Source organism: Kitasatospora purpeofusca, assembly GCF_042691725.1.
Lineage (GTDB): Bacteria > Actinomycetota > Actinomycetes > Streptomycetales > Streptomycetaceae > Kitasatospora > Kitasatospora purpeofusca_B.
The window spans coordinates 7,248,270-7,268,938 of the sequence record NZ_CP170483.1; the positions used below are offsets into that span (position 1 = coordinate 7,248,270).

Below are 20,669 nucleotides of genomic sequence, written 5' to 3' on the forward strand. Positions count from 1 at the left end.
GGGGGAGGGCGGACGGACCGGTGGGGAGGGAACGCCATGGCACGCGGACGCGCGGTGCGGCGGTTCCGCCGCGCCCGGCTCGGCGGGCCGTTCGGCGGGCGCTCCGACCGGGGCGCGGTGTCGATCTTCGTCGGCCTGTGCGCGGGCGGCCTGGTGCTGGTCATCGCGCTGGTCGTCGACGCCGGCGGCAAGCTTCGGCTCGCGGAGCGGGTCGACAGCTACGCCCAGGAGGCCGCCCGGGTGGGCGGTCAGCAGCTCGACGAGGCGGCCCTGTTGCAGGGCCAGGGGTACAAGGTGCAGCGGGCGTACGTCGAAGAGGCGGCCAACAGCTACCTCAGGCTGTACGGGCTGAGCGCCTACAGGGTGGAGTTCCTGGACGACGGCGCCACCGTCGTGATCACGGTGCGGGCCGAGTACCACCCCGTCCTGCTGGGCGACCTCGCGATACGGAAGGTTACGGGCAAGGGGCGCGCCACCCTCGTCCACGGAGTCAAGGAAGCGGAGACCGACTGATGGCCGCGCCACGCGTCAAGGACCAGACCCGTGCCGGGCGTCCGGCCCGGGGTGTGCCCACCGCCACCCCCGCGTCCGGCCGACGGCCGGCGCCGCAGCCGTCCCACCGGGCGGGCGGCGGCGGACGGGGCCGCGGCGGCCGGGGCGGCGGCGTGCTCGCCGCGCTCGCGGCCCTGATCACCCTGCTCGGCCTGCTCGTCGGCGTCCCCGCGCTGCTGCTGTACGGCACCAGGGCGGTGGCCGACATGGGCGCCCTCGCGCCCGACGGCCTCGGCGCGCTGCTGACCAGCCCCGACGACGGGCGGCTGTTCCTGTGGCTGCTGGTGGTGGTCGGCTGGGTCGGCTGGGCCTGCTTCGCGCTCTCCGTGCTGCTGGAGATCCCGGCGCAGCTGCGCGGCCGGGTGGCCCGGCGGATCCCCGCCTTCGGCTGGAGCCAGCGGGCCGCCGCCGGACTGGTGGGCGCGGTGATCGCGCTGCTGCCGGTGGCCGGCGGGGCCTTCGCCGCCACCGCCGAGCACCCGCAGGCGGCCACCGCCGCGACGGCCCAGGTCGCGGCCGGCGTGCAGCACGCGCTGCCGGCCGCGCAGGCCGCGCCGTCGCTGGCGCCCGCCGCCGAGCCGCAGGCCGGCTACACGGTGCGCGACAGCCGGCCCGCCGACAGCCTCTGGTCCATCGCCGAGCGCCAACTGGGCTCGGGAGAGCGCTGGGTGGAGATCGCCAAGCTGAACGACGGCCGGGCGATGGACGATTCGGGCACCCGCTTCGACGCGGACCGGCCGATCCAGCCCGGGTGGAACCTGCTGATGCCGGCCGACGCCAAGCCCGACGAGGCCAAGGCCCCCGCGCCCGCCCCGGCCCCGGCCCCGGCTCCGGATCCGGCCCCGGCCGGGACGCCGCAGACCGGTGCGTCCGGCGGTGCGGCCCAGGGCGGCGGCACCGTCACCGTCAAGGAGGGCGACAGCCTCTCGGCCATCGCCGAGCGGGCGCTCGGGGACGCCGAGGCCTGGCCCCGGCTGTTCGAGGCCAACAAGGGCGCCCAGGCGCCGGACGGCGAGCGGCTCACCGACCCGAACGTCGTCGCGCCGGGCATGGTGCTCACCCTGCCCGGAGCGGCCGCCCCGGCCCCCGCCCCCGACCAGGCCCCCGCGTCGGCCGCCGAGCCCGCGCCCGCCCCGACCCCGCCGCCGCCCGCGCCGGGCACCCAGGCGCCCTCGGCGCCCGCCGCCGAGACGCCCGCCGCCGGGCAGCCGCCCGCGGCGCAGACCCCGGCCCCCGGGCAGCCGTCCGCGCAGACCCCGGCGCCCGCCGGCCAGGCCGACGCCCAGGCGCCCGCCGCCCACGCCGAGCAGGCCCCGGAGGACGACTACACCGTGGCCCTCGCCGCCTCGACCGTCGGCGTGCTGCTCGCCGCGATCATGGTCGGCACCGTCGCCCGCAAGCGCGGCGGCCAGCTGCGCGCCCGCCGCCCCCGGCACCGCATCGCCCTGCCCGCCGCCCCCGCCGCCGCCTTCGAGGCCGAGCTGAAGGCCCGTCAGGACGACGCCGGCCTCGACCTGCTCGACCGGGCCCTGCGCAGCATGGCCCGCAACACGCTGCGCGGCGGCAAGCGGCTGCCCGCGATCGTCGCCGCCCGGATCACCCCCGGCCGCACGATCGAGCTCCACCTCTCCGGAGCCGCCGCCCCCGTCGCACCGTTCCGCGCCGCCCACGCGCCCAACATCTGGTGGTGCGCCGCCGACTCCGACGGCCTCCTCTCCCCGGCCCAGGCCCGCAAGACCGCCGCCCCCTACCCGGCGCTGGTCACCCTCGGCTCCTCCGCCGACGGCTCGGTGGTCCTCGCCGACCTGGAGACCGTCCGGCTGCTGCACCTCTCCGGCCACCCGGACGACGCCCGCGACGTGCTGCGCACCCTCGCCCTCGAACTCGCCCACAGCCCGCTCGCCGACCGCCTCCACCTGCACCTGGTCGACCTCGCCGAGGAGGTGCCGATCAGCGGCCCCGCCGCCGAGCGGATCCACCGCCACACCACCCTGGAGGCCGCGCTCGCCGCCCTCGGCCCGCGCACCGCCAAGGCCCGCGCGACGCTGGTGGCCGCCGAGTCCGCCAGCCCCCGGGACGCCCGCAGCCGCGGCCTGGCCGACGAGTCCTGGGTCCCCGAGATCGTGCTCTGCGCCCACCAGCCCGGCGGGGAGGTCCCGGCCGAGCTGGGCCGGCTGCTCGACGCCCGCCCCCGCACCTGCGTCGCCGTGGTCACCCGGGCGCCCGAGCGCGGCACCGGCCCGGTCGCCCGCTGGACGCTCCCGGCCACCGGCCAGGCCACCATCCCCGGCCTGCACCTCACCCTGGAGCTCCAGCGCCTGACCACCGGCCAGTACGAGCAGGTGACCGAGCTGCTCCGGACCGCCGACGACAGCACCCAGCACCCCGCCCCCGCCTGGACCCTGGACGGCGAGGAGCTGGAGCCGGCCGACCTGCCGGTGCCCGTCCCGGTGCTCGCGGGCGTCGGCGCGGCCGGCGGCCCGGGCGCGGACGGCCCGGCGGGCTTCTCGTTCGCCGCGCTGGACGCCGCCTTCGGGGGGCCGGACGACGCGGACGCGGACGTCGACGGCCGCCCGGGGGCGGCCGGGCCGCGCCTGCTCGCCCGGGTGATCGGCACCGGCGCCAGCCCGTTCGCCGGCACCGACCCGGCGTCGCCGCTCCCGGGCGCCGCCGGCCCGGCCGCGCTGCCCGCCCCGCGCCACCTCATCAACGGGCTCGGCCGCCAGGCCGGCGCCTCCGCCGTGCCGGCCGGCCCGGCCGCCGTGTTCCCGGTCGCGCCGGTGACGGTCGCGCCTGTGACCGGGGAGCCCGTGACGGGGGAGCCCGCGACGGAAGGTCCCGGCGGCTTCGACGGGGACGAGACGACGCAGAACCTCGGCCTGCCGGGTCCCGTCGCACCCGCCGAGCCCGTCCAGCCGGTGGCACCCGTGGCAGCTGTGGCCCCGGCCGTCCCGGCGGTCCCGGCCCCGGCGCCCGCGCTCGACGCCGCGCCCGCCCCGGTGGCCGTCCCGGCGCCCGCCCCGGTCCCGGAGCCCGAGCGGATCCCCGAGCCGGCGCCGACGCACGACCCGGCCCCGGCCCCGACCGCCGCCGACCCGCGCGTCCCCGCCCGCCCCGAGCCCGGCCCGGCCGCGTCCGCCCCGGTCGCCCGCACCACCCCCGGCCGCAGCGACAGCGACGACCTGCTCGCCATCCTCCGCTCCCCGGAGGCGCACGCCACCCGCACCACCCCCCGGATCCGCCTGCTCGGCCCGGTCGACGTCGCGGGCACCGGCGGCAGCGCCGAACCCGGCACCGTCGAGCGGCTCACCGAACTCGCCGCCTACCTGGCCCTGCGCCCCGGTGCCGACCACGCCGCCCTCGACCACGACCTGCACCCGGGCGCGGCCCACCTCGACCCGCACCCCACCGCCGCCGACGCCCGCAGCCCGCTGCCCGCCAAGCTCGCCGACCTGGCCGCCTGGCTGGGCACTGCCCCGGACGGCCGGCCGTTCCTGCCCACCGACGCGGCCGACGGCTACACCTTCGCGCCCGCCGTCACCTGCGACTGGGACGAGTTCCGCAGCCTCTACCGGCGCGGCATGCGCAGTACCAGCGCCACCGCCGACGCGGCCCTCGCCCACGCCCTCGCCCTGGTCCGCGGCGCCCCGTTCGCGGAGGCCCCGCCCGCCTCCTACGGCTGGGCCGAGGGCGAACGCCAGGACATGATCGCCGCGATCGTCGACACCGCCCACGAACTCGCCGCCCGCCGCCTCCAGTACGGCGACCACCGCAGCGCCGAGGCCGCCGTCTTCCGCGGCCTCGCCGTCGCCCCGGACGTCGAACTCCTGCACCGCGACCTGTTCTACGCCTACGCCTCCGCCGGCGCCCGCGACCAGCTCCTGCGCGCCGTCAACCGCCTCGACGCCCTCAGCCGCCGCACCGGCCGCGACCTGGACGCCGACACCGTGGCCCTCCTCCGCGACCTCCTGGCCGGCTCCTGACCCACCTCGGCCCGGAGCGGAAAGTCGGCCCACCCGACTTCCCCCTCCGGGCCGCCTTTCCCCTGTGGCCTCGGGCTGGAGTGGGAAGTCGGCCGGTTCGACTTCCTACTCCAGTCGGCCCGATGCTGAATCCTTTCTGCGGGTTCCCTGCCCGTTCTGGTGTGCTGGCTGTCGTGCGGTCCCGGGCGTGGGAAGTCGGTCCGGTCGACGTTCCCCTCCCGTTGGTCTCGGCGCCGCCCCGGCTCTCGTCAGGGCGGCGGCGCAATGGTCGGTGGGCTGGAGTGGGAAGTCGGCCGGTTCGACTTCCTGCTCCAGCCGGTCCGGTGGTGAATCGTGGTGTGCTGGCTGTCGTGCGGTCCCGGGCGTGGGAAGTCGGTCCGGTCGACTTTTCCCTCCGGTTGGTCTCGCCGCCGCCCCGGCTCTCGCCAGGGCGGCGGCGCTATGGTCGGTGGGCTGGAGTGGGAAGTCGGCTGGATCGACTTTCCACTCCGCCGACTCGGGGTGTGGGCCGTTTGCCCGGTCGGACTGTCCTCCGGGGTCGTGTTTCGGTGTGTCGGCCGGGGCGGGCCGGCGGTGGGTTTTCGGGGGGTCTCTGACTCGGCGTGGAGTGGGAAGTCGGTGCGGCCGACCTCCTGTGCGGCCGGCCCTTCGCGGACTGTCCGGCGGGGCGGGGGCCGTCGTCGGATCGCGCCGGGTGAGGTGGGCTCCCCGGGGGTGTGGCTGGGGGAGTGTCAACGCCGACCCGGCCTGGATCGGGTGTGGCGGGATCTCGTAGGGTGGCGCACACGGGTGTGGTGACAGCCACCACGCGGGGTAGAGGCAGCAGACGCCGCTGGGCGGCGGGGCGGGGCGGTGACCTGGAGATGGCGGAGACGAGGGCGGTCCCCGGAGGTCCCGAGCCCGTACCGGACGCGGGGCCCCGGGACGCCGTACCGCCGCCGTCCGCGCGAAACGCCTACGAGGAGCACCCGCCCGGGCCGGCCGCCCTGTACGAGCCCCCCGCCCCCGGACCGGTCCCCGGACCGCCCGCGCCGTCCACCGGATGGACCGTCACCGGCATGCCCGCCATGGGCGGCGCCCCCGGCACCCCCGTCGGCCCGGCCGTCCCTCCGCCGTTCACTGCCCCCGGCGCCACCCCCGCGCACGGCCTGCCCGGCATCGGCGGCCTGGGCAGCGGCCCGCGCGGCCGGATCCTGGTCGTCGAGGGCGGCTACGGCAGCTCCGGCCGCCGCACCTGGGGCCGCGGCGGGCCGGCGCAGGCGCCGGTGCTGTCCGCGATGCTCGCCGCCGTCTCCCCGCAGGTGCTGCTCGCCGCCGACGCCGTCGACGCCGTCCACCTGCCCGGCGCCAGCGACCCGCACACCGTCCTCGCCCACCTGCGCGCCGCCGCCCGCCACCCCGGGCCGCTGCTCGTCCACCTCGGCGGGCACCTGCTCGCCGACAAGCGCGGCGGCCAACTCCACCTCACCCTGCGGGACTCCAAGCCCGGCAGCATCCGCCAGGACGGCCTCGCCTGGCAGGCGATCGCCGGTGAGCTGCGGCACCGCCCGGCGGACTGGCAGACCCTGGTGATCGCCGACCTGAGCGCCGACCAGAACGCCTGGCCGCTGCTCCAGGGCGCCGTCCCGACGCTCGGCGACGACCTGCCGCTGTGGGCCGTGATCAGCCCCGACCCCGAGCAGATCGGCACGTTCACCCGTGCGCTGATCGAGGCCCTGCACGGCGGCCGCCCGGGCGCCGAGGCCGTCCTGGCCCCCGAGCAACTGCGCCATCAGGTGTACTCGGTGCTCCGCCCCGACGTGATCGTGCTCAGCACGCACGCGCCGGACCGACCGGTGTTCCGCAACACCGCCCGGCGCGGCGAGAGCCCCTTCCCGGACGCCGTCCCGTACGACGGGCCGAGCCCGGCGGCCGTGCTGCCCCGCCCGGCCGCCCAGGAGGAAGCCGCCTGGACGGAGGAGCGGCCGTGGGGCGGTCCGTCGCGCGACGCCGTCCCGCAGGACGTCGTGCCCCAGGACGCGGTGCCCCAGGACGCGGTGCCGCCGCTCCGACCGGCCGTCACCTTGGACAAGCCGGCCGCTGTCGTGGCCGCCCCGGTGTTCGAGCGGCCGCTGCCGGAGGCGCCGCTGCCCGAGGGGCCGGTGAACCTGCTCAAGCCCGGTGTGCCGCCCACGCCGCCGCTTCCGCCGCAGCCGGTCGACCTGGTGAAGTCCGGTGCCTGGCAGCCGCCGGCCCCCGAGCCCGAGCCCGCTCCCGCCCCCGAGCCCGAGCCCGCTCCCGCCGACGAGCCCGAGGCCGAGCCCGCCGCCGACGAGCCCGGGCCCGAGGCCGAGCCCGAGGCCGAGCCGGTGGCGACCGACGAGCTCGCCCCCGAGCCGGACCTCGCCGAGCCCCGCGCCGACTACCGCGAGGTGATCGGCCGGATCGTCCGCAGCGCCGACGCGGGCGATCACGCGGCCGCCACCGACCTGGCCTTCGCCCTCGAACTGGAGGCGATCGCCGAGCACGGCCCGGCCTCCGCCCCGGTGCTGCAGGTCCGCCAGGTCCGCGCCCACGTCTCCCGCCTCGCCGGGCGGCCGGCCGAGGCGGCCGACATCTACCGCGAGGTCGCCCTCTCCCTGCTGCGCAGCCACGGGGTGGAGCATCCGGAGACCCAGCACGCGGCGACCAACGCCGAGGCCTGCTGGCGGGCGATCCCGGACCGCGAGGAGGCGCTCCGGATCGCCCCGGAGATCATCGAACTGCGCGCCCACCTCCCGGGCCCCGACGGCCGCAAGCTCCGCGCCGCCGAACGCCACCTCGCCACCCTCGCCGGCCCCCGCCCAGACTCCGCCTGATCCGGGATGGGCATCCTGTCGGCGATCGCGAAAGCCTCGGCACAGTGGCAGGAGAACCGCCGCCACGCCAAGCGCTCCCTGCGGACCGGCGAGCCCTGGCCGCCGACGGACGTGGCGGAGTTCGTCGCGGCGGTCGAGGCGTCGGGCCTCTTCGAGTCGGTGGAAGTGGTACCGGTCGCGCCGCCGCGACAGGTCGACCTCCGTTTGGAAGCCTCGGCGGACCACTTCTTCATCGTCATGGTGGCGGACGGCAGCGACTCCTGCCGGATCATGTTCGACGACTACGTCTTCGACTGGGTGCCGACCTGCCTCGTGCTCGAATTCCTTCAGGCCGTCATCGCCGGTGAGGTCGAGGTGACCCTGTCGCCGTCGGGCGGTCATGTGCTGTTGGGCGTTCCGCTGGCCGGGGAGGGGACCTGGCGGGATTCCCGGGTCTTCCGGGGCGGGTTCGAGCCGTGGGAGGCCCGGGCGATGGCCCGGGGCCGGGCGCCGGAGCACTGACGGACCGGGAAAACCGGGCGACCGTGCACGGGCGGCCGCCTATGCTCACCGCCGTGGACGATGAGCTGTCGAAGATCCTGGCGATGCCGCTGACCAACCGGAACGCTCTGAAGCTGGAGAGGCTGGCGGGCCGTCGCCTCAAGCGCGGGGACGCGGCGTTCGTGGCGGACCTCGGCATCGGGCTGGCGCGGCACCATCGCTCGGCGGCGGAGTTCGACGGCCTCTTCGACCGGCTGGTGCGGCGGCTCGCGGTGACCCGGGGGGCCGGGAACGTCGGCCAGCTGCTGCGACTGCTCGCCGCGGGCGGGCCGGACGATCCTGAGTACGACCGCTACGTGGCCTCGGTGCTGGCGGCCTGCCGGCGACCCGAGGACCTGACCGTGGTGTTCGACGACGGCCCCGGGGGCGGGGCCGCCTCGGAGGAGCTGCGGGCCTGCCTGCTCCATGAACTGGTGCTCAGGGGCGTTCCGGTGGCGGACACCCCGGGCATCGCCGCGTGGGCGACCTCGCCGCACTGGCGCGACCACCCCTTGGGCGGCCTGCCGCTGGCGCCGATGGCGGCGGAGCGGGAGCCGGACCTGCCGTACTACGGGATCGACGGTGGCAGCTACGGGCTGCCGTACGGAGATCCGGAGGACCGTCACCCGGCGCCCCGGCAGGCCGGCGGGGTGCCGGCGGCGGTGGAGACGACGACCGCCGCGATCGCCGAGGCCCTCGCGGCGCCGGTGGCCAACTGGGTGGACGAGGGGGAGCCGTCGGAGGCCCGCGTCGAGGCACGGACCTTCGCGTTCGCGGAGCCCCTGGAGCCGGGCGCGGTGCCGCACGCCCTCGTGGCGCTGGGTCCGGACTGCCTGGCGGACCTGGGGGAGCTGCCGCGGCCGGGGGAGGAGACCGCGTTCGGCGTGGTCGCCGTCGAGCCCGCCGAGGTCTGGCGGGTGCTGTTCGCCGCGGCGTCCACCGGCGGCCCGTACGAGTCCGGCTGCTACGGCGCGTACGGCCGGCTCCACGCCTGGCGCGCGCTGGCCGCGCTCGCCGGGGCGCGGGCGGACGCGTCGCCGGGTGAGGTCGAGGAGCACGTCCGCGGCTGTGCCTGGTACCGGTTCGGTGCGGATACCGCGTGGTTCCACCGGGTGGTTTGGGACCTGGGCGTGCTGGCCGTCGGCCCGGACCGCCGTCGGTTGGCTCTCCTCGCCGCGACGGCCACCGACTGACGGGTCGACTGCGCGGGCGGATGCGGAGCGCGGTGGTGCACGCCCGGCGTGCGGTGGTGAGTGTGAGGTGCGGACGGAATCCGCACCCCGGTGTGCGCCGGGGGGCGGTCGGTTCTGTGCAGGGCGATGCTTGCAACGCAGAGTGCTTACGTTTCACGGGAGTTGGGAGTTCGAACGGCCGACCGAGGCCCGGTGGAGGGGCGGCTGGTGGTGACGCCTCGGCGGCTGGAGGGTGGGCGCGATGAGGACGGGTGGCTCGGAGGCGTCGAAAAGGATCTCGGACCTTGTGAGGAACGGCCCTTCTCCCGGCCTACGCTGACGCTGCATCCGTCGGGCACTGTACGCGCCCGGGCGTGTGCGGACAGTGCTGGGTGATGACGGTCGAGCGTGACCGGAGAACAGGGGAGGCCGAAATGGCTGAGGTTCGGGGCGGCGGCGAGAGCGGCGATGTGCGGCCGCAGTTGGACGAGGACCTGTCGGAGGTGTCGGACTTCCTGCGGGCGATCGGGCGGCAGATCAAGCTGCTGCGGGAGCGGGCGGGGCTGACGCAGAAGGAGTTCGCGAAGGAGGTCGGCTACACCGAGAGCCTGATCGGCGCGGTGGAGCAGGGGAAGCGGACCCCGCAGCGGGAGTTGCTGGTGGCGGCGGAGCGGGTTCTGGACGCGAGAGGGCTGCTGCTCGTCATCGCGGAGGACATCGAGCGGGCGAAGGCCAGGGCGCGCGTGCGGCACCCCGAGTGGTTCCGGAACTACGCCAGCCTGGAGGCTGCGGCCCTCGAACACCACGACTGGAGCTCCTACCTGGCGCCGGGACTGCTCCAGACGGAGGACTACGCCCGGGCGGTGTTCCGGATGCGGCAGCCGTTGCTGGCGGAGGAGATGGTCGAGATTCGGGTGGCAGCCAGGATGGCGCGACAGGAGATCCTTGCCCGGTGGCCCCGTGCGGTCTTCAGCTGGGTGATCGACGAGGGTGTTCTGCACCGGCGGCTCGGCGGGCCGGAGGTGCACAGGAAGCAGCTGGAGCGGTTCCTGGAGATCGGGGACACCCGTGGCATGACGCTTCAGATCATGCCGATGGACCGAGCCGAGAATGCGGGTATGGATGGTTCGTTCATCCTGATCACCCCGAAAGGGCGCCCGCAGACCGGCTACATGGAAGTTCAGACGAACGGTAGGCTCATCACGGATGCTGAGGAGGTCCGTCTCCTGAACGTGCGGTACGGCACCCTCAGGGCGCAGGCGCACTCTCCGCAGGATTCCCTGTCCTTGATCGAGAAGATGCTGGGAGAGCGATGAGCGGCGATCTGGTGTGGTTCAAGAGCAGCTACAGCGGTGGCGAGGGCGGCGCTTGCGTCGAGGTCGCGGAGGCGGCCGAGTCGGTGTTGGTGCGTGATTCCAAGGACAAGTCCGGCCCCCAGCTCGCCTTCTCTCCGGCGGCTTGGCAGTCCTTCGTCGAGTTCGCGCGGTCGGTCTGATGAGCGGCGATCCGGTGTGGTTCAAGAGCAGCTACAGCGGCAACGAGGGCGGCGACTGCGTCGAGGTCGCCGAGGCGGCCGAGTCGGTCCTGGTGCGTGATTCCAAGGACAAGTCCGGCCCCCAGCTCGCCTTCTCTCCGGCGGCTTGGCTCTCCTTCGTCGAGTTCGCGCGGTCGGTCTGATGAGCGGCGATCCGGTGTGGTTCAAGAGCAGCTACAGCAGCAACGAGGGCGGCGACTGCGTCGAGGTCGCCGAGGCGGCCGAGTCGGTCCTGGTGCGTGATTCCAAGGACGAGTCCGGCCCTCACCTCGTGTTCTCGCCGACCGCCTGGCGGTCCTTCGTCCAGTTCGCGCAGGCGATCTGACGGTAGTGCAGAAAGCGGCCGTCCTCCCACCGGGGGACGGCCGCTTTCTGCGGGGCCCTACCGTCCGGCGAGGGCGTGCACGAAGCGGGTGGCGTCGATGGTGCCGAGGCCGCTGGCGAGGTCGTAGCCCTTGGTGGCCTGGTAGCCGGTGACGCCGCCCCAGGAGTTGTCGCCGCTGGTCACGTCGACCAGGCCGCTCCACTTCTCGGGGAGCAGGTCGAGGCCGTAGAGGCGCCAGTTGAGCTGCCCGAGGCGGTGGCCGGCGAGCTGGTCGGCGAGGGCGACCACACCGGAGAGGATCGGCGCCGCCTCACTGGTGCCGCCGGTGAGGTGCCAGCCGGCCCGGGTGGGGTCGTAGGACTCGTAGGTCCAGGCGCCGCCGTCGACGGCCGCGCTCATGCTGATGTCCGGGGTGCCGCGGTGGTTGCCGGTGACCCGGGCGACGCCGGACTGGTACAGCGGCCGCTCGAACACGCCGGAGACCCCGCCGCCGCCCGCGCCGTACGCGTCGTGCCAGACCTTGTCGGGCGCGGTGCGCCTCCCGGCGTCGTCCAGGGTGAGCTGGGTGCCGCCGACGGAGGTGACCAGCGGGTCGGAGGAGGGCCAGGAGTTGACCCGGTAGGGGTAGAGGTCGGTGCCGTTCTCCTTGGCGTCGGTGGCGCCGTTGTCGCCGGAGGAGGCGAGTACGGTGACGTCGTGCGCGGCGGCCTCCTTGAAGGCGTAGCGCAGGTCGGTCAGCGAGCGGAAGTCGCCCTTGTCGAAGCCGGGGAAGGTGTTCTCGGTGGCGCCGAAGCTCTGCGAGATGACGTCGGCCCGGCCGGAGCGGATGAGGGCCTGCTCGGCGTCCATCATCTCGGGCAGCCCGGTGGTGCCCTCGGTCTCGGCGACCCCGGTCTCGACCAGGATGATGTGGGCGTCCGGCGCGATGGCGTGGGCGTACTCGACGTCGAGGGTGGCCTCGCCCGCCCAGCCGGTGTGGTCGGGGTTGGTGGGGTCGAACGGTGGGACGTCGCCCCACTTGACCACCTCGACCTGGGTGTTCGGCAGGCCCCACTGCTGGTCGAAGACCTCCAGGTCGTGCTGGATGGTGGGGGAGCCGAAGGAGTCGACGAGGACGATGGTGCGGCCCTTGCCGGTGACGCCCTCCTGGTAGAGGGGGTTCAGGTTGTAGGCCTCGCGGTACTGGAGCGGGGAGTAGCAGTGGATGCCGAGTTCGCTGACGCACTGCGAGGTGGTCAGCGGCGCCGTGCGGCCGGCGGCGTTCACATGGCCGGCCGAGGCGGGGCGGACGTGGACGCCGGCGGCGCCGCGGTGGGCGGCCGGGGCACCCGCCCCGGCGGCGTCGGCGGCGGCGGAGGTGGTGCCGGTGGAGCCGGTGGAGCCGGTGCCGACCGCGAGGGCGGTGGCCCCGACGGCGAGCAGGGCCAGGGCGCGGCGGAGGGGGTGCGGGCTGCCCATGGGACTCCTCGGGACGCTGGGCCCGACCGGGACCGGTCGGGGTGGTCCGGCCATCCCATCGAGAGCCGCATGATCATGCCATAGTCATTTCCTACCGTCGGCATGGTCGTCTTCGGCCACCGGAAAAGGTCAAGACCGTCCCAGGTGAAGGTAACCCAGCACCAGGGACGGTATGCTGACCCTCCGTCAGGAAACTCGGACGTGTCAGCGCGCCCCGCCGTTGACGTACAGCGTCTGGCCGCTGACGTACGCGGCGTCCTCGCTCGCCAGGAAGGCGACCACCGAGGCGATCTCCTCCGGCTGCCCGACCCGCCGCAGCGGGGTGCGGGCGGCCACCTCGGACTGGTGCTCCTCGGCCGTGGCGCCGACCCGGGCGGCCGTCGAGGCGGTCATCGCGGTGGCGATGTAGCCGGGCGCCACCGCGTTGACGTTGATGTTGAACGGGCCGAGCTCGATGGCGAGCGTCGCCGTCAGGCCCTGGATCCCGGCCTTGGCGGCGGCGTAGTTCGCCTGGCCGCGGCTGCCGAGCGCCGAGCGGGAGCTGAGCGAGACGATCTTGCCCCACTTCTGCGCCACCATGTACTTCTGCGCCACGTGGCTGCAGTTGTAGGCGCTGGTCAGGTTGACCGTCAGCACCGCGTCCCAGTCGGCCTTGGGCATCTTGAAGAACAGGTTGTCCCGGGTGATCCCGGCGTTGTTGACCAGGATGTGCAGGCCGCCGAAGTCCTCGGCGATCCGTGCGAACACCTCCTCCACGGCGTCGTAGTCGGCCACGTCGCAGCCGTACGCCCGGGCCGTGCCGCCCTTGGCGGTGATGTCCCCGGCCGTTCCGGCGGCCCGCTCGGCCGAGAGGTCGACCACGGCCACCGCCGCGCCCTCCTCGGCCAGCCGGCGCGCGGTCGCCGCGCCGATGCCCTGCGCGCCGCCGGTGACGACGGCGACCTTGCCTGCGAAACGCGTCATGCTGCTGCTCCTCGGGAGGTGGGGGTCCGGCTGACAGCTGACAGAATCTGTCATCTGAAATCTGTTATCTGAAATCTGTCAGCTGTCATCTGATATCTGTCAGTTGTCAGTTGTCAGCCGTCAGGCGGACTCCACCAGCACCGCCGTGCCCTGGCCGACGCCCACGCACATGGTGGCCAGGCCCCGGCGCCCGCCGGTACGGCGCATCCGGTGCAGCAGGGTGGTGAGGATCCGGGCGCCGGAGCCGCCGAGCGGGTGGCCGAGCGCGATCGCGCCGCCGGTCGGGTTGACCAGCTCCGGGTCGATCCCCAGCAGGTCGACGGAGGCCAGCACCTGGGCGGCGAAGGCCTCGTTCAGCTCGGCCTCCTCGACATCCTCCAGCGACCAGCCGGCCCGGGCGAGCGCCTTGCGGGTGGCCGGCACCGGCCCGATGCCCATCACGTCCGGGTGCACGCCCGCCGAGGCGCCGGCCACGTACCGGCCGAGCGGCTCCAGGCCGAACTCGCCCAGCGCCTCCTCGCTGACCAGGACGAGCCCGGCCGCGCCGTCGTTCATCGGCGAGGCGTTGCCCGCCGTCACCGTGCCGCCGGGGCGGAAGGCCGGCTTGAGCCGGGCCAGCTTCTCCAGGCTGGTGTCCTCGCGGATCGACTCGTCCTCGCCGACGCTCACCCCGTCGGCCCGCTCGACCGGGATCAGCTCGGCGTCGAAGCGGCCGTCCTTGCGGGCGGCGGCGGCCCGCTGGTGGCTGCGCAGCGCGAAGGCGTCCTGGCGCTCCCGGGTGATGCCGTGGCGGGCGGCCACCTCCTCGGCGGTCTCGCCCATGGAGAGCACACCGTGCAGCTCGGCCATCCGGGGGTGGGTGAGCCGCCAGCCGAGCCGGGTGTCGTAGGTCTCGATCCGGTGCGGCAGCGCCTCGTCGGGGCGGGGGAGGACGAAGGGGGCGCGGGTCATCGACTCGCAGCCGCCGGCCAGCACGACGTCCGCCTCGCCGGAGCCGATCGCCCGGGCGGCCATGGTGACCGCCTCCAGGCCGGAGGCGCAGAGCCGGTTGACGGTGGCGCCGGGGACGCTGTCGGGCAGTCCGGCGAGCAGGACGGCCATCCGGGCGGCGTTGCGGTTGTCCTCGCCGGCCTGGTTGGCGGCGCCCCAGTAGACGTCGTCGATCCGGGCCGGGTCGAGGGCGGGCAGGTCGGCGAGCAGGGCGCGCAGCACGGTGGCCGAGAGGTCGTCGGGGCGGACCGTGGCGAGCGCTCCGCGCAGTCGGCCGATGGGTGTGCGGCGGGCTGCGGCGAAGTAGACAGGACGCACGACGTCGGGCTCCTTGTCGGGAAGGGGGACGGTGGATCAGAAGGCGCTGACGCCGGTGAGCGCGCGCCCGATGAGCAGTTGGTGGATCTGGCTGGTGCCCTCGTAGAGGGTCATCACCCGCGCGTCGCGCAGGTACTTGCCGACGGGGTACTCGTCGATCAAGCCGTAGCCGCCGAACACCTGGAGGGCGTTGTTGGCGGCCCGCACCGCCGCCTCGCTCGCGAACAGCTTGGCGACGGAGGACTCGGTGGCGAACGGCAGGCCGCGCTCGATGTGGTCGGCGACCTTCCAGGTGAGCAGCCGGGCGGCCTCGACGTCCACGGCGATCCCGGCGAGCAGCTGCTGCACCAGCTGGTGCGAGGCGATCGGCGCGCCGAACTGCTCGCGCTCGCCGGCGTACCGGACGGCGGCGTCCAGGCAGGCCCGGGCGATGCCGACGCAGCCGGCGGCGACCGACATCCGGCCCTTGGCGAGCGCCGCCATGGCGACGGTGAAGCCCTTGCCGACCTCGCCGAGCCGGGCCCCGTCGGGGACCCGGACGCCGTCGAGGGCGAGTTCGGCGGTGGCCTGGCCGCGCAGGCCGAGCTTGCCGCGGATCTCGGTGCGGGTGAAGCCGGGCAGGTCGGTGGGGACCAGGAAGGCGGTGATGCCCCGGTGGCCGGGCTCGCCGGTGCGGGCGAAGACCAGCGCGACCTCGGCCCAGGTGCCGTTGGTGATGAAGGTCTTGCCGCCGCTGAGCAGCCAGTGTCCGCCGTCGCGCACGGCCCGGGTGGTGAGGTTGGCGGCGTCGGAGCCGGTGCCGGGCTCGGTGAGGGCGAAGCAGCCGAGCGCCTCGCCGGAGGTGAGCCGGGGCAGCCAGTGCCACTTCTGCTCCTCGGTGCCGAAGGCGTTGACGGATTTGGCGACCAGGCCGAGCGAGACCGAGACGATGCCGCGCACGGCGGAGTCGCCCCGGCCCAGTTCCTCCAGGACCAGGCAGTAGGCGAGGTGGTCGCCGCCGCTGCCGCCGTACTGCTCGGGGATGGTCAGGCCGAGGAAGCCGACCTCGCCCAGCCTGCGGACGATCGCGGGATCGACCGCCTCGGCGCGGTCCCAGGCGGCGGCGTGCGGCACGATCTCGCGGTCGGTGAAGGAGGCCGCGAGGGCGCGGACGGCGGCCTGTTCCTCGGAGAGTTCCAGATCCATGGGCGGCCCGTCCGATTAAACTAGCGCTGCAAGTTTTACGGCTGGACTGTAGCCCCGGACGGGCCCCGCTGGGAAGGGGACCTGTCAGAATCGGCCCCGCCCCACGCCGAACCCACCCGACCGGACGCACCCCCGGAGGAGCCGCGCCGATGCCCCGCCCGCGCACCCCCCTGCTCAACCGCGAGCGCATCGTCACCGCCGCGCTGCGGCTGGTCGACGAGGAGGGGCTGGCCGCGCTCTCCACCCGCCGGCTGGCCGGCGAGCTCTCGGTGAGCGGACCCTCCCTCTACAACCACTTCGCCACCAAGGACGAACTGCTGGACGCGGTGGTGGACGGCGTGATGGGCGAGGTCGACCTGTCGATGTTCGCCGCCGGCGCGCCGTGGCCGCGGGCGCTGCGGGACTGGGCCCGCTCCTACCGCGCCGCGCTCGCCGCCCACCCCCACATCGTCCCGGTGCTCGCCCAGGGCCCCGGGCGCCGGCCGAACGCGCTGCGGCTGGCCGACGCCGTCTTCGGCCACCTGGTCGAGGCCGGCTGGCCGCGCGGGCAGGCGACCAGGATCGGCGCGCTGATGCGGTACTTCGTCACCGGCTCGGCGCTGGCCTCGTTCGCGGCCGGCTTCCCCGAGGACGCCGGGGTCTACGACGCGGCCGACTACCCGCACCTCGGCGAGGCGCACCGGCTGGCCGAGCACCGCGCGGCCGTCGACGAGGGCGCCTTCGAGACGGGGCTGGAGGCGCTCCTCGACGGGCTGGTGCTGCGCTTCGAACGGCTGGAGCGGCCGGAGCGGCCGGAGCAGCAGGAGCGGCAGGGTCACCAGGGCTCCCGGGCCACGAACGCCGGGCGCAGCGCGGGGTCCACCGGGTCGTAGTACCGGTGGTAGACGGGGGTCAGCCCGCCGGAGACCGGCGGCACGATCCAGCTCCAGTCGGCAGGCGTCGGCCGGCCGGCCCGCTCCTCCCGCGCCACGTGCCGCAGGAACCGCTCGGACTCGGTGTGGTGGTCGGACATGGTCACCCCGGCCTCCTCGAAGGAGTGCAGCACCGCGACGTTCAGCTCCACCAGCGCGCGGTCCCGCCAGAGCGTGCGGTCGTTGGAGGTGTCCAGGCCGAGCCGCTCGGCGACGGTGGCCAGCATGTCGTAGCGGTCGGCGTCGGCCAGGTTGCGGGCGCCGATCTCGGTGCCCATGTACCAGCCGTTGAACGGCGCGGCGGGGTAGCGCACGCCGCCGATCTCCAGCGTCTGGTCACTGATCGCCGGCACCGCGTACCAGCGCAGGCCCAGCTCGGCGAACCACGGGTGCCCGGGGTGGGAGAGCCGGACCTCCAGCGTGGTGTCCTCGGGCAGCCCGTACCAGGCGGGCCGCTCGCCGGGCCGCTCCTGGACGAGCAGCGGCAGCACCTCGAACCGTTCCGCGCCGCCCTTCCAGCCGAGGTCCCGGGCCCGGGCGGCGAGCTGCCCGCCGGCCGGGTCGCCGATCCACCGGCCGTCCGGCCCGGGGTGGCCGGCGTAGCGGACGAGCTGCTGGTTGAGGAGCCGGGCGGCGGGGCGGCCGGGCCGGTCGGGGGCGAACACCGAGACCACCGGGCGGATCCGGCCGCCGTTGGTGGCGGTGCGCAGGTGGGCGAAGCACTCGGCGGCGATGTCGTCGGCCGAGGAGAGGTGGCGCAGGTCGCGCACCACCAGGCTGCGCCAGTAGAGCCGGCCGATGCAGCGGGCGGCGTTGCGCCAGGCGAGCCTGGCGCCGTAGGCGAGTTCGTCGGGGGTGTGCTCGTAGGTCCCGGTGCGGTCGATCTCGTCGAGGACGGCGCGTATCCGCTCGTCCGGGGCGCCGGCGGCGGGCTGCTCGGCGTGGAACTGCCGGACGAAGTCGGCGGCCTGCCGGGGGTCGGTGAACGAGCGGTCGGTGGACGGCCGGTCGGGGGCGGGCTCCGGGGGCTCCTCCGGGACCAGGTGGCCGTGGACGTGGGCGTGCGAGTAGGGGCAGGCGCCGCCGGGGGCGGCGGCGGGTCGGCGTGTGCCGCGTTCGGTGCCACGTTCGGTGCCGCGTTCGGTGTCGCGCGCACTGCCGCGGTTGCTGCTGCGGGTGCGAAGCCGGTCGAAGATCAAGGACATCCCTCCTGCCGGACAGGGATACCGCAGGTGTGCGCGGGACCGCAGGGAGTGAACGATTCGGCCCCCGCCCCCGGCGTCTTCGCGCTAGGGTGCGGGGGCCGGGGCCGGGGGCCGCAGGCGGCGGCTATCCCATGTCCTCCAGGCGGACGCCCTTGGTCTCCTTGAGGAAGCGCGCCACGAAGACGACGGACAGCGCCGCGAACACCGCGTACGCGAGGTAGGTGGCCGAGAGGTTCCAGCGGGACAGGGCCGGGAACGAGACGGTGACCGCCCAGTTGGCGATCCACTGCGCGGAGGCGGCCAGCGAGAGCGCGGCGGCGCGGATCCGGTGGGGGAACATCTCGCCGAGCATCACCCAGACCACCACGCCCCAGGAGAGCGCGAAGAACAGCACGAAGGCGTTGGCGGAGACCAGCGCCACGGTGCCCTGGAGGTCGGGCAGGGTGACGTCGTCGCCGCTGCCGGTGGCGGAGGAGAACGCCCAGGCACAGGCGCCCAGCGCGACGGCCATGCCGGACGAGCCGATGAGCGCGAGGGGCTTGCGGCCGATCCGGTCGACCAGCAGGATCGCGATCACGGTGCCGAGGATGTTGATGACCGAGCCGATGAAGCCGATCAGCAGCGAGTTGGACTGGTCGATGCCCACCGACTGCCAGAGGATCGACGAGTAGTAGAAGATCACGTTGATGCCGACCAGCTGTTGGAACACCGACAGGCCGATGCCGGCCCAGACGATCGGCAGCAGGCCGAAGCGGCCGCCGAGCAGGTCGCGCAGGCGCGGGCGGTGGTCGGAGGCGATCAGGCCCCGGATCTCGGCGATCCGGGAGTCGGCGTCGACACCCCGGCCCTCGACGTCGGCGAGGACGGCGCGGGCCTCGTCCAGGCGGCCGGCCGAGATGAGGAAGCGCGGCGACTCGGGGATGGTCGAGGCGAGCACGAAGTAGACGGCGGCCGGGACCACGCAGATGCCGAGCATCCACTGCCAGGCCTCCAGGCCGAGCAGGTGGCCGCGGGTCTCGCCGCCGGCGGCGTTCGTCAGCAGCCAGTTCACCAGCTGCGAGATCGCGATGCCGAGCACGATGGCCGCCTGCTGGAAGGAGGCCAGCCGGCCGCGGTACTGGGCCGGGGCGACCTCGGCGATGTAGGTCGGGGCGATCACCGAGGCGATGCCGATGGCCGCTCCGCCGAGGATCCGCCACAGGGCGAGGTCCCAGGCGGAGAACGGCAGCATCGAGCCGATCGCGCTCACCGCGAAGAGCAGTGCGCCGGCCTTCATGACGGTGGTCCGGCCGTAGCGGTCGGCGAACCGGCCGGCCAGGGCGGCGCCCGCCGCCGAGCCCAGCAGCGCGGAGGAGACGATCAGACCGGTCACGCCGTCGCCGACACCGAACTTCTCCTGGATTCCGGAGACCGCGCCGTTGATGACGGAGCTGTCGTAGCCGAACAGGAAGCCGCCGAGGGCCGCGGCGGCGGTGATGAAGACGACGAAGCCGAGCCGGCCGGACGGGGCCGGCCCGGTCTGCGCCTCCGCGGGCCCCGAGGGCCCCGCGGACTGCTGGGTGACGCTCACGATCTTGACTCCTGGTACTCAACGCTGAGTGCGGTAGCCGCGATCGTAACTCCTCAATATTCAAGTGTTGTACACGGGATGGCGACCAAGCCCCGCAAGCCATTAGTAAGGTGAACGATCAAATAGCGGTTCCGACCGGCTGGGCCAGCGAGAGCCCGAAGCGCCCCTGCTCGTCCGTCCACCAGGCGGCCAGTCGCAGGCCGGCCGCCGACAGCTCCTCGGCGACCCGCTCCCGGCGGAACTTCGCCGACACCTCGGTGCGCAGTTCCTCGCCCTCGGCGAAGTGCACCGGCAGGTCCAGCTCCGGGATCTTGACGGTCTGCGAGGCGAGCGAGCGCAGCCGCATCTCGATCCACTCCCGCTCGGGGTCCCAGAGCGCGACGTGCGCGAACGCCTCGGGCTCGAAGTCGGCGCCCAGCTCGCGGTTCAGCACGTTGAGCACGTTCCGGTTGAACTCCGCGGTCACCCCGGCCGCGTCGTCGTAGGCGGCGACCAGCACCGCCGGGTCCTTGACCAGGTCGGTGCCGAGCAGCAGGAAGTCGCCCGGGTCGAGCGCGGCGCGCAGCCCGCGCAGGAAGGCGGCCCGCTCGGGCGGCAGCAGGTTGCCGAGGGTGCCGCCGAGGAAGGCGACCAGGCGCGGGCCGCCGGCCGGCGGCAGGCCGAGCCGGTCGGTGAAGTCGGCCAGCACGCCGTGCACCGCGAGGCCCGGGTACTCGGCGGAGAGCGCCCGGCCGGCCGCGGTCAGCGCGCTCTCGCTGACGTCGACGGGGACGTACGCCTCCAGCGTGCCGAGGCCGCGCAGCGCGTCCAGCAGCAGCCGGGTCTTCTCGGAGGAGCCGGAGCCCAGCTCCACCAGGGTGCGGGCCCGGGTGGCGGCGGCGATCTCGCCGGCCCGGGCGGTGAGGATCGCGCGCTCGGCCCGGGTCGGGTAGTACTCCGGCAGCCGGGTGATCTCCTCGAACAGCTCGCTGCCCCGCGCGTCGTAGAACCACTTGGGCGGCAGCGTCTTCGGCTCGGAGGTCAGCCCGGTCCGGACGTCGTGCCGCAGTGCGGTGCTGAAGTGGTCGGCGGGCAGCAGCCGGGTGAGATCAAAGGTGCTCATGACAGGTGGATCCTCTGTTCAGGAAGTGAAGTGATGTGAACCGCG

17 protein-coding genes are annotated in these 20,669 nt (G+C 74.8%); 10 read left to right on the forward strand and 7 right to left on the reverse strand.

Annotation, left to right across the window (positions count from 1 at the left end):
- Positions 1 to 36: 36 nt before the first annotated feature.
- From ACFCLZ_RS31325 to ACFCLZ_RS31365, 9 genes are all read left to right on the forward strand, one after another.
- Positions 37 to 513 carry a hypothetical protein gene (locus ACFCLZ_RS31325; protein ID WP_380281251.1) on the forward strand — a complete coding sequence of 159 codons (477 nt, stop codon included), beginning with the start codon at positions 37 to 39 and terminating at the stop codon, positions 511 to 513.
- Positions 513 to 4,535 (forward strand): LysM peptidoglycan-binding domain-containing protein, encoded by a 4,023-nt coding sequence (locus ACFCLZ_RS31330; protein ID WP_380281252.1) that lies wholly within the window; start codon positions 513 to 515, stop codon positions 4,533 to 4,535. The genes ACFCLZ_RS31325 and ACFCLZ_RS31330 overlap by 1 nt, the downstream gene beginning before the upstream one ends.
- Positions 4,536 to 5,398: 863 nt before the next feature.
- Entirely contained in the window at positions 5,399 to 7,372 is a 1,974-nt protein-coding gene (locus ACFCLZ_RS31335; protein ID WP_380281253.1) for a hypothetical protein, read from the forward strand.
- A 6-nt stretch (positions 7,373 to 7,378) separates the two neighbouring features.
- Positions 7,379 to 7,873 (forward strand): hypothetical protein, encoded by a 495-nt coding sequence (locus ACFCLZ_RS31340; RefSeq protein ID WP_380281254.1) that lies wholly within the window; start codon positions 7,379 to 7,381, stop codon positions 7,871 to 7,873.
- A 53-nt stretch (positions 7,874 to 7,926) separates the two neighbouring features.
- Positions 7,927 to 9,084: a DUF6183 family protein gene (locus ACFCLZ_RS31345; protein ID WP_380281255.1), complete on the forward strand. Its 1,158-nt coding sequence runs from the start codon at positions 7,927 to 7,929 to the stop codon at positions 9,082 to 9,084.
- 374 nt (positions 9,085 to 9,458) lie between these two features.
- Complete coding sequence (locus tag ACFCLZ_RS31350) at positions 9,459 to 10,379, forward strand: Scr1 family TA system antitoxin-like transcriptional regulator (RefSeq protein ID WP_380281256.1); 921 nt, start codon at positions 9,459 to 9,461, stop codon at positions 10,377 to 10,379.
- Positions 10,376 to 10,558 carry a DUF397 domain-containing protein gene (locus tag ACFCLZ_RS31355; RefSeq protein ID WP_380281257.1) on the forward strand — a complete coding sequence of 61 codons (183 nt, stop codon included), beginning with the start codon at positions 10,376 to 10,378 and terminating at the stop codon, positions 10,556 to 10,558. The genes ACFCLZ_RS31350 and ACFCLZ_RS31355 overlap by 4 nt, the downstream gene beginning before the upstream one ends.
- On the forward strand, positions 10,558 to 10,740 hold the full coding sequence (locus ACFCLZ_RS31360) for a DUF397 domain-containing protein (RefSeq protein ID WP_380281258.1): 183 nt from the start codon (positions 10,558 to 10,560) through the stop codon (positions 10,738 to 10,740). Before ACFCLZ_RS31355 ends, ACFCLZ_RS31360 begins: the two co-directional genes overlap by 1 nt.
- The gene (locus ACFCLZ_RS31365; protein ID WP_380281259.1) at positions 10,740 to 10,922 is read left to right on the forward strand and encodes a DUF397 domain-containing protein; all 183 of its coding nucleotides are present in this window, start codon (positions 10,740 to 10,742) and stop codon (positions 10,920 to 10,922) included. Before ACFCLZ_RS31360 ends, ACFCLZ_RS31365 begins: the two co-directional genes overlap by 1 nt.
- A gap of 57 nt (positions 10,923 to 10,979) precedes the next feature.
- Here the strand turns inward: ACFCLZ_RS31365 and ACFCLZ_RS31370 are convergent, their stop codons facing one another.
- From ACFCLZ_RS31370 to ACFCLZ_RS31385, 4 genes are all read right to left on the reverse strand, one after another.
- Positions 10,980 to 12,380: a S8 family serine peptidase gene (locus ACFCLZ_RS31370; RefSeq protein WP_380281260.1), complete on the reverse strand. Its 1,401-nt coding sequence runs from the start codon at positions 12,378 to 12,380 to the stop codon at positions 10,980 to 10,982.
- A 204-nt stretch (positions 12,381 to 12,584) separates the two neighbouring features.
- Positions 12,585 to 13,343, reverse strand: a complete 759-nt coding sequence (gene fabG, locus ACFCLZ_RS31375) for a 3-oxoacyl-ACP reductase FabG (RefSeq protein ID WP_380281261.1) — start codon at positions 13,341 to 13,343, stop codon at positions 12,585 to 12,587.
- 120 nt (positions 13,344 to 13,463) lie between these two features.
- A complete protein-coding gene (locus ACFCLZ_RS31380) occupies positions 13,464 to 14,651 on the reverse strand; it encodes a thiolase family protein (protein WP_380281262.1) in 1,188 nt (395 codons plus the stop codon).
- A 36-nt stretch (positions 14,652 to 14,687) separates the two neighbouring features.
- The gene (locus tag ACFCLZ_RS31385; RefSeq protein WP_380281263.1) at positions 14,688 to 15,836 is read right to left on the reverse strand and encodes an acyl-CoA dehydrogenase family protein; all 1,149 of its coding nucleotides are present in this window, start codon (positions 15,834 to 15,836) and stop codon (positions 14,688 to 14,690) included.
- A 149-nt stretch (positions 15,837 to 15,985) separates the two neighbouring features.
- Between ACFCLZ_RS31385 and ACFCLZ_RS31390 the strand changes: the two genes are divergently transcribed.
- Positions 15,986 to 16,708, forward strand: coding sequence for a TetR/AcrR family transcriptional regulator (locus ACFCLZ_RS31390; protein ID WP_380281264.1), 723 nt, complete (start codon positions 15,986 to 15,988; stop codon positions 16,706 to 16,708).
- Here ACFCLZ_RS31390 and ACFCLZ_RS31395 read toward each other — a convergent pair.
- The 3 genes from ACFCLZ_RS31395 to egtD form a co-directional block, all read right to left on the reverse strand.
- Positions 16,651 to 17,952, reverse strand: coding sequence for a nitric oxide synthase oxygenase (locus ACFCLZ_RS31395; RefSeq protein ID WP_380281265.1), 1,302 nt, complete (start codon positions 17,950 to 17,952; stop codon positions 16,651 to 16,653). The genes ACFCLZ_RS31390 and ACFCLZ_RS31395 overlap by 58 nt on opposite strands.
- A gap of 124 nt (positions 17,953 to 18,076) precedes the next feature.
- Positions 18,077 to 19,522 (reverse strand): sugar porter family MFS transporter, encoded by a 1,446-nt coding sequence (locus tag ACFCLZ_RS31400; RefSeq protein ID WP_380281266.1) that lies wholly within the window; start codon positions 19,520 to 19,522, stop codon positions 18,077 to 18,079.
- A gap of 118 nt (positions 19,523 to 19,640) precedes the next feature.
- Positions 19,641 to 20,624: an L-histidine N(alpha)-methyltransferase gene (gene egtD, locus ACFCLZ_RS31405; protein WP_380281267.1), complete on the reverse strand. Its 984-nt coding sequence runs from the start codon at positions 20,622 to 20,624 to the stop codon at positions 19,641 to 19,643.
- Positions 20,625 to 20,669: the final 45 nt, after the last annotated feature.

Excerpts from the sequence above, each read along its gene's own strand:
- ACFCLZ_RS31325 (WP_380281251.1), top strand. The coding sequence starts at position 37 with ATGGCACGCGGACGCGCGGTGCGGCGGTTCCGCCGCGCCCGGCTCGGC.
- ACFCLZ_RS31330 (WP_380281252.1), top strand. The coding sequence starts at position 513 with ATGGCCGCGCCACGCGTCAAGGACCAGACCCGTGCCGGGCGTCCGGCC.
- ACFCLZ_RS31335 (WP_380281253.1), top strand. The coding sequence starts at position 5,399 with ATGGCGGAGACGAGGGCGGTCCCCGGAGGTCCCGAGCCCGTACCGGAC.
- ACFCLZ_RS31340 (WP_380281254.1), top strand. The coding sequence starts at position 7,379 with ATGGGCATCCTGTCGGCGATCGCGAAAGCCTCGGCACAGTGGCAGGAG.
- ACFCLZ_RS31350 (WP_380281256.1), top strand. The coding sequence starts at position 9,459 with ATGACGGTCGAGCGTGACCGGAGAACAGGGGAGGCCGAAATGGCTGAG.
- ACFCLZ_RS31355 (WP_380281257.1), top strand. The coding sequence starts at position 10,376 with ATGAGCGGCGATCTGGTGTGGTTCAAGAGCAGCTACAGCGGTGGCGAG.
- ACFCLZ_RS31360 (WP_380281258.1), top strand. The coding sequence starts at position 10,558 with ATGAGCGGCGATCCGGTGTGGTTCAAGAGCAGCTACAGCGGCAACGAG.
- ACFCLZ_RS31365 (WP_380281259.1), top strand. The coding sequence starts at position 10,740 with ATGAGCGGCGATCCGGTGTGGTTCAAGAGCAGCTACAGCAGCAACGAG.
- ACFCLZ_RS31370 (WP_380281260.1), bottom strand. The coding sequence starts at position 12,380 with ATGGGCAGCCCGCACCCCCTCCGCCGCGCCCTGGCCCTGCTCGCCGTC.
- fabG (WP_380281261.1), bottom strand. The coding sequence starts at position 13,343 with ATGACGCGTTTCGCAGGCAAGGTCGCCGTCGTCACCGGCGGCGCGCAG.
- ACFCLZ_RS31385 (WP_380281263.1), bottom strand. The coding sequence starts at position 15,836 with ATGGATCTGGAACTCTCCGAGGAACAGGCCGCCGTCCGCGCCCTCGCG.
- ACFCLZ_RS31390 (WP_380281264.1), top strand. The coding sequence starts at position 15,986 with ATGCCCCGCCCGCGCACCCCCCTGCTCAACCGCGAGCGCATCGTCACC.
- ACFCLZ_RS31395 (WP_380281265.1), bottom strand. The coding sequence starts at position 17,952 with ATGTCCTTGATCTTCGACCGGCTTCGCACCCGCAGCAGCAACCGCGGC.
- egtD (WP_380281267.1), bottom strand. The coding sequence starts at position 20,624 with ATGAGCACCTTTGATCTCACCCGGCTGCTGCCCGCCGACCACTTCAGC.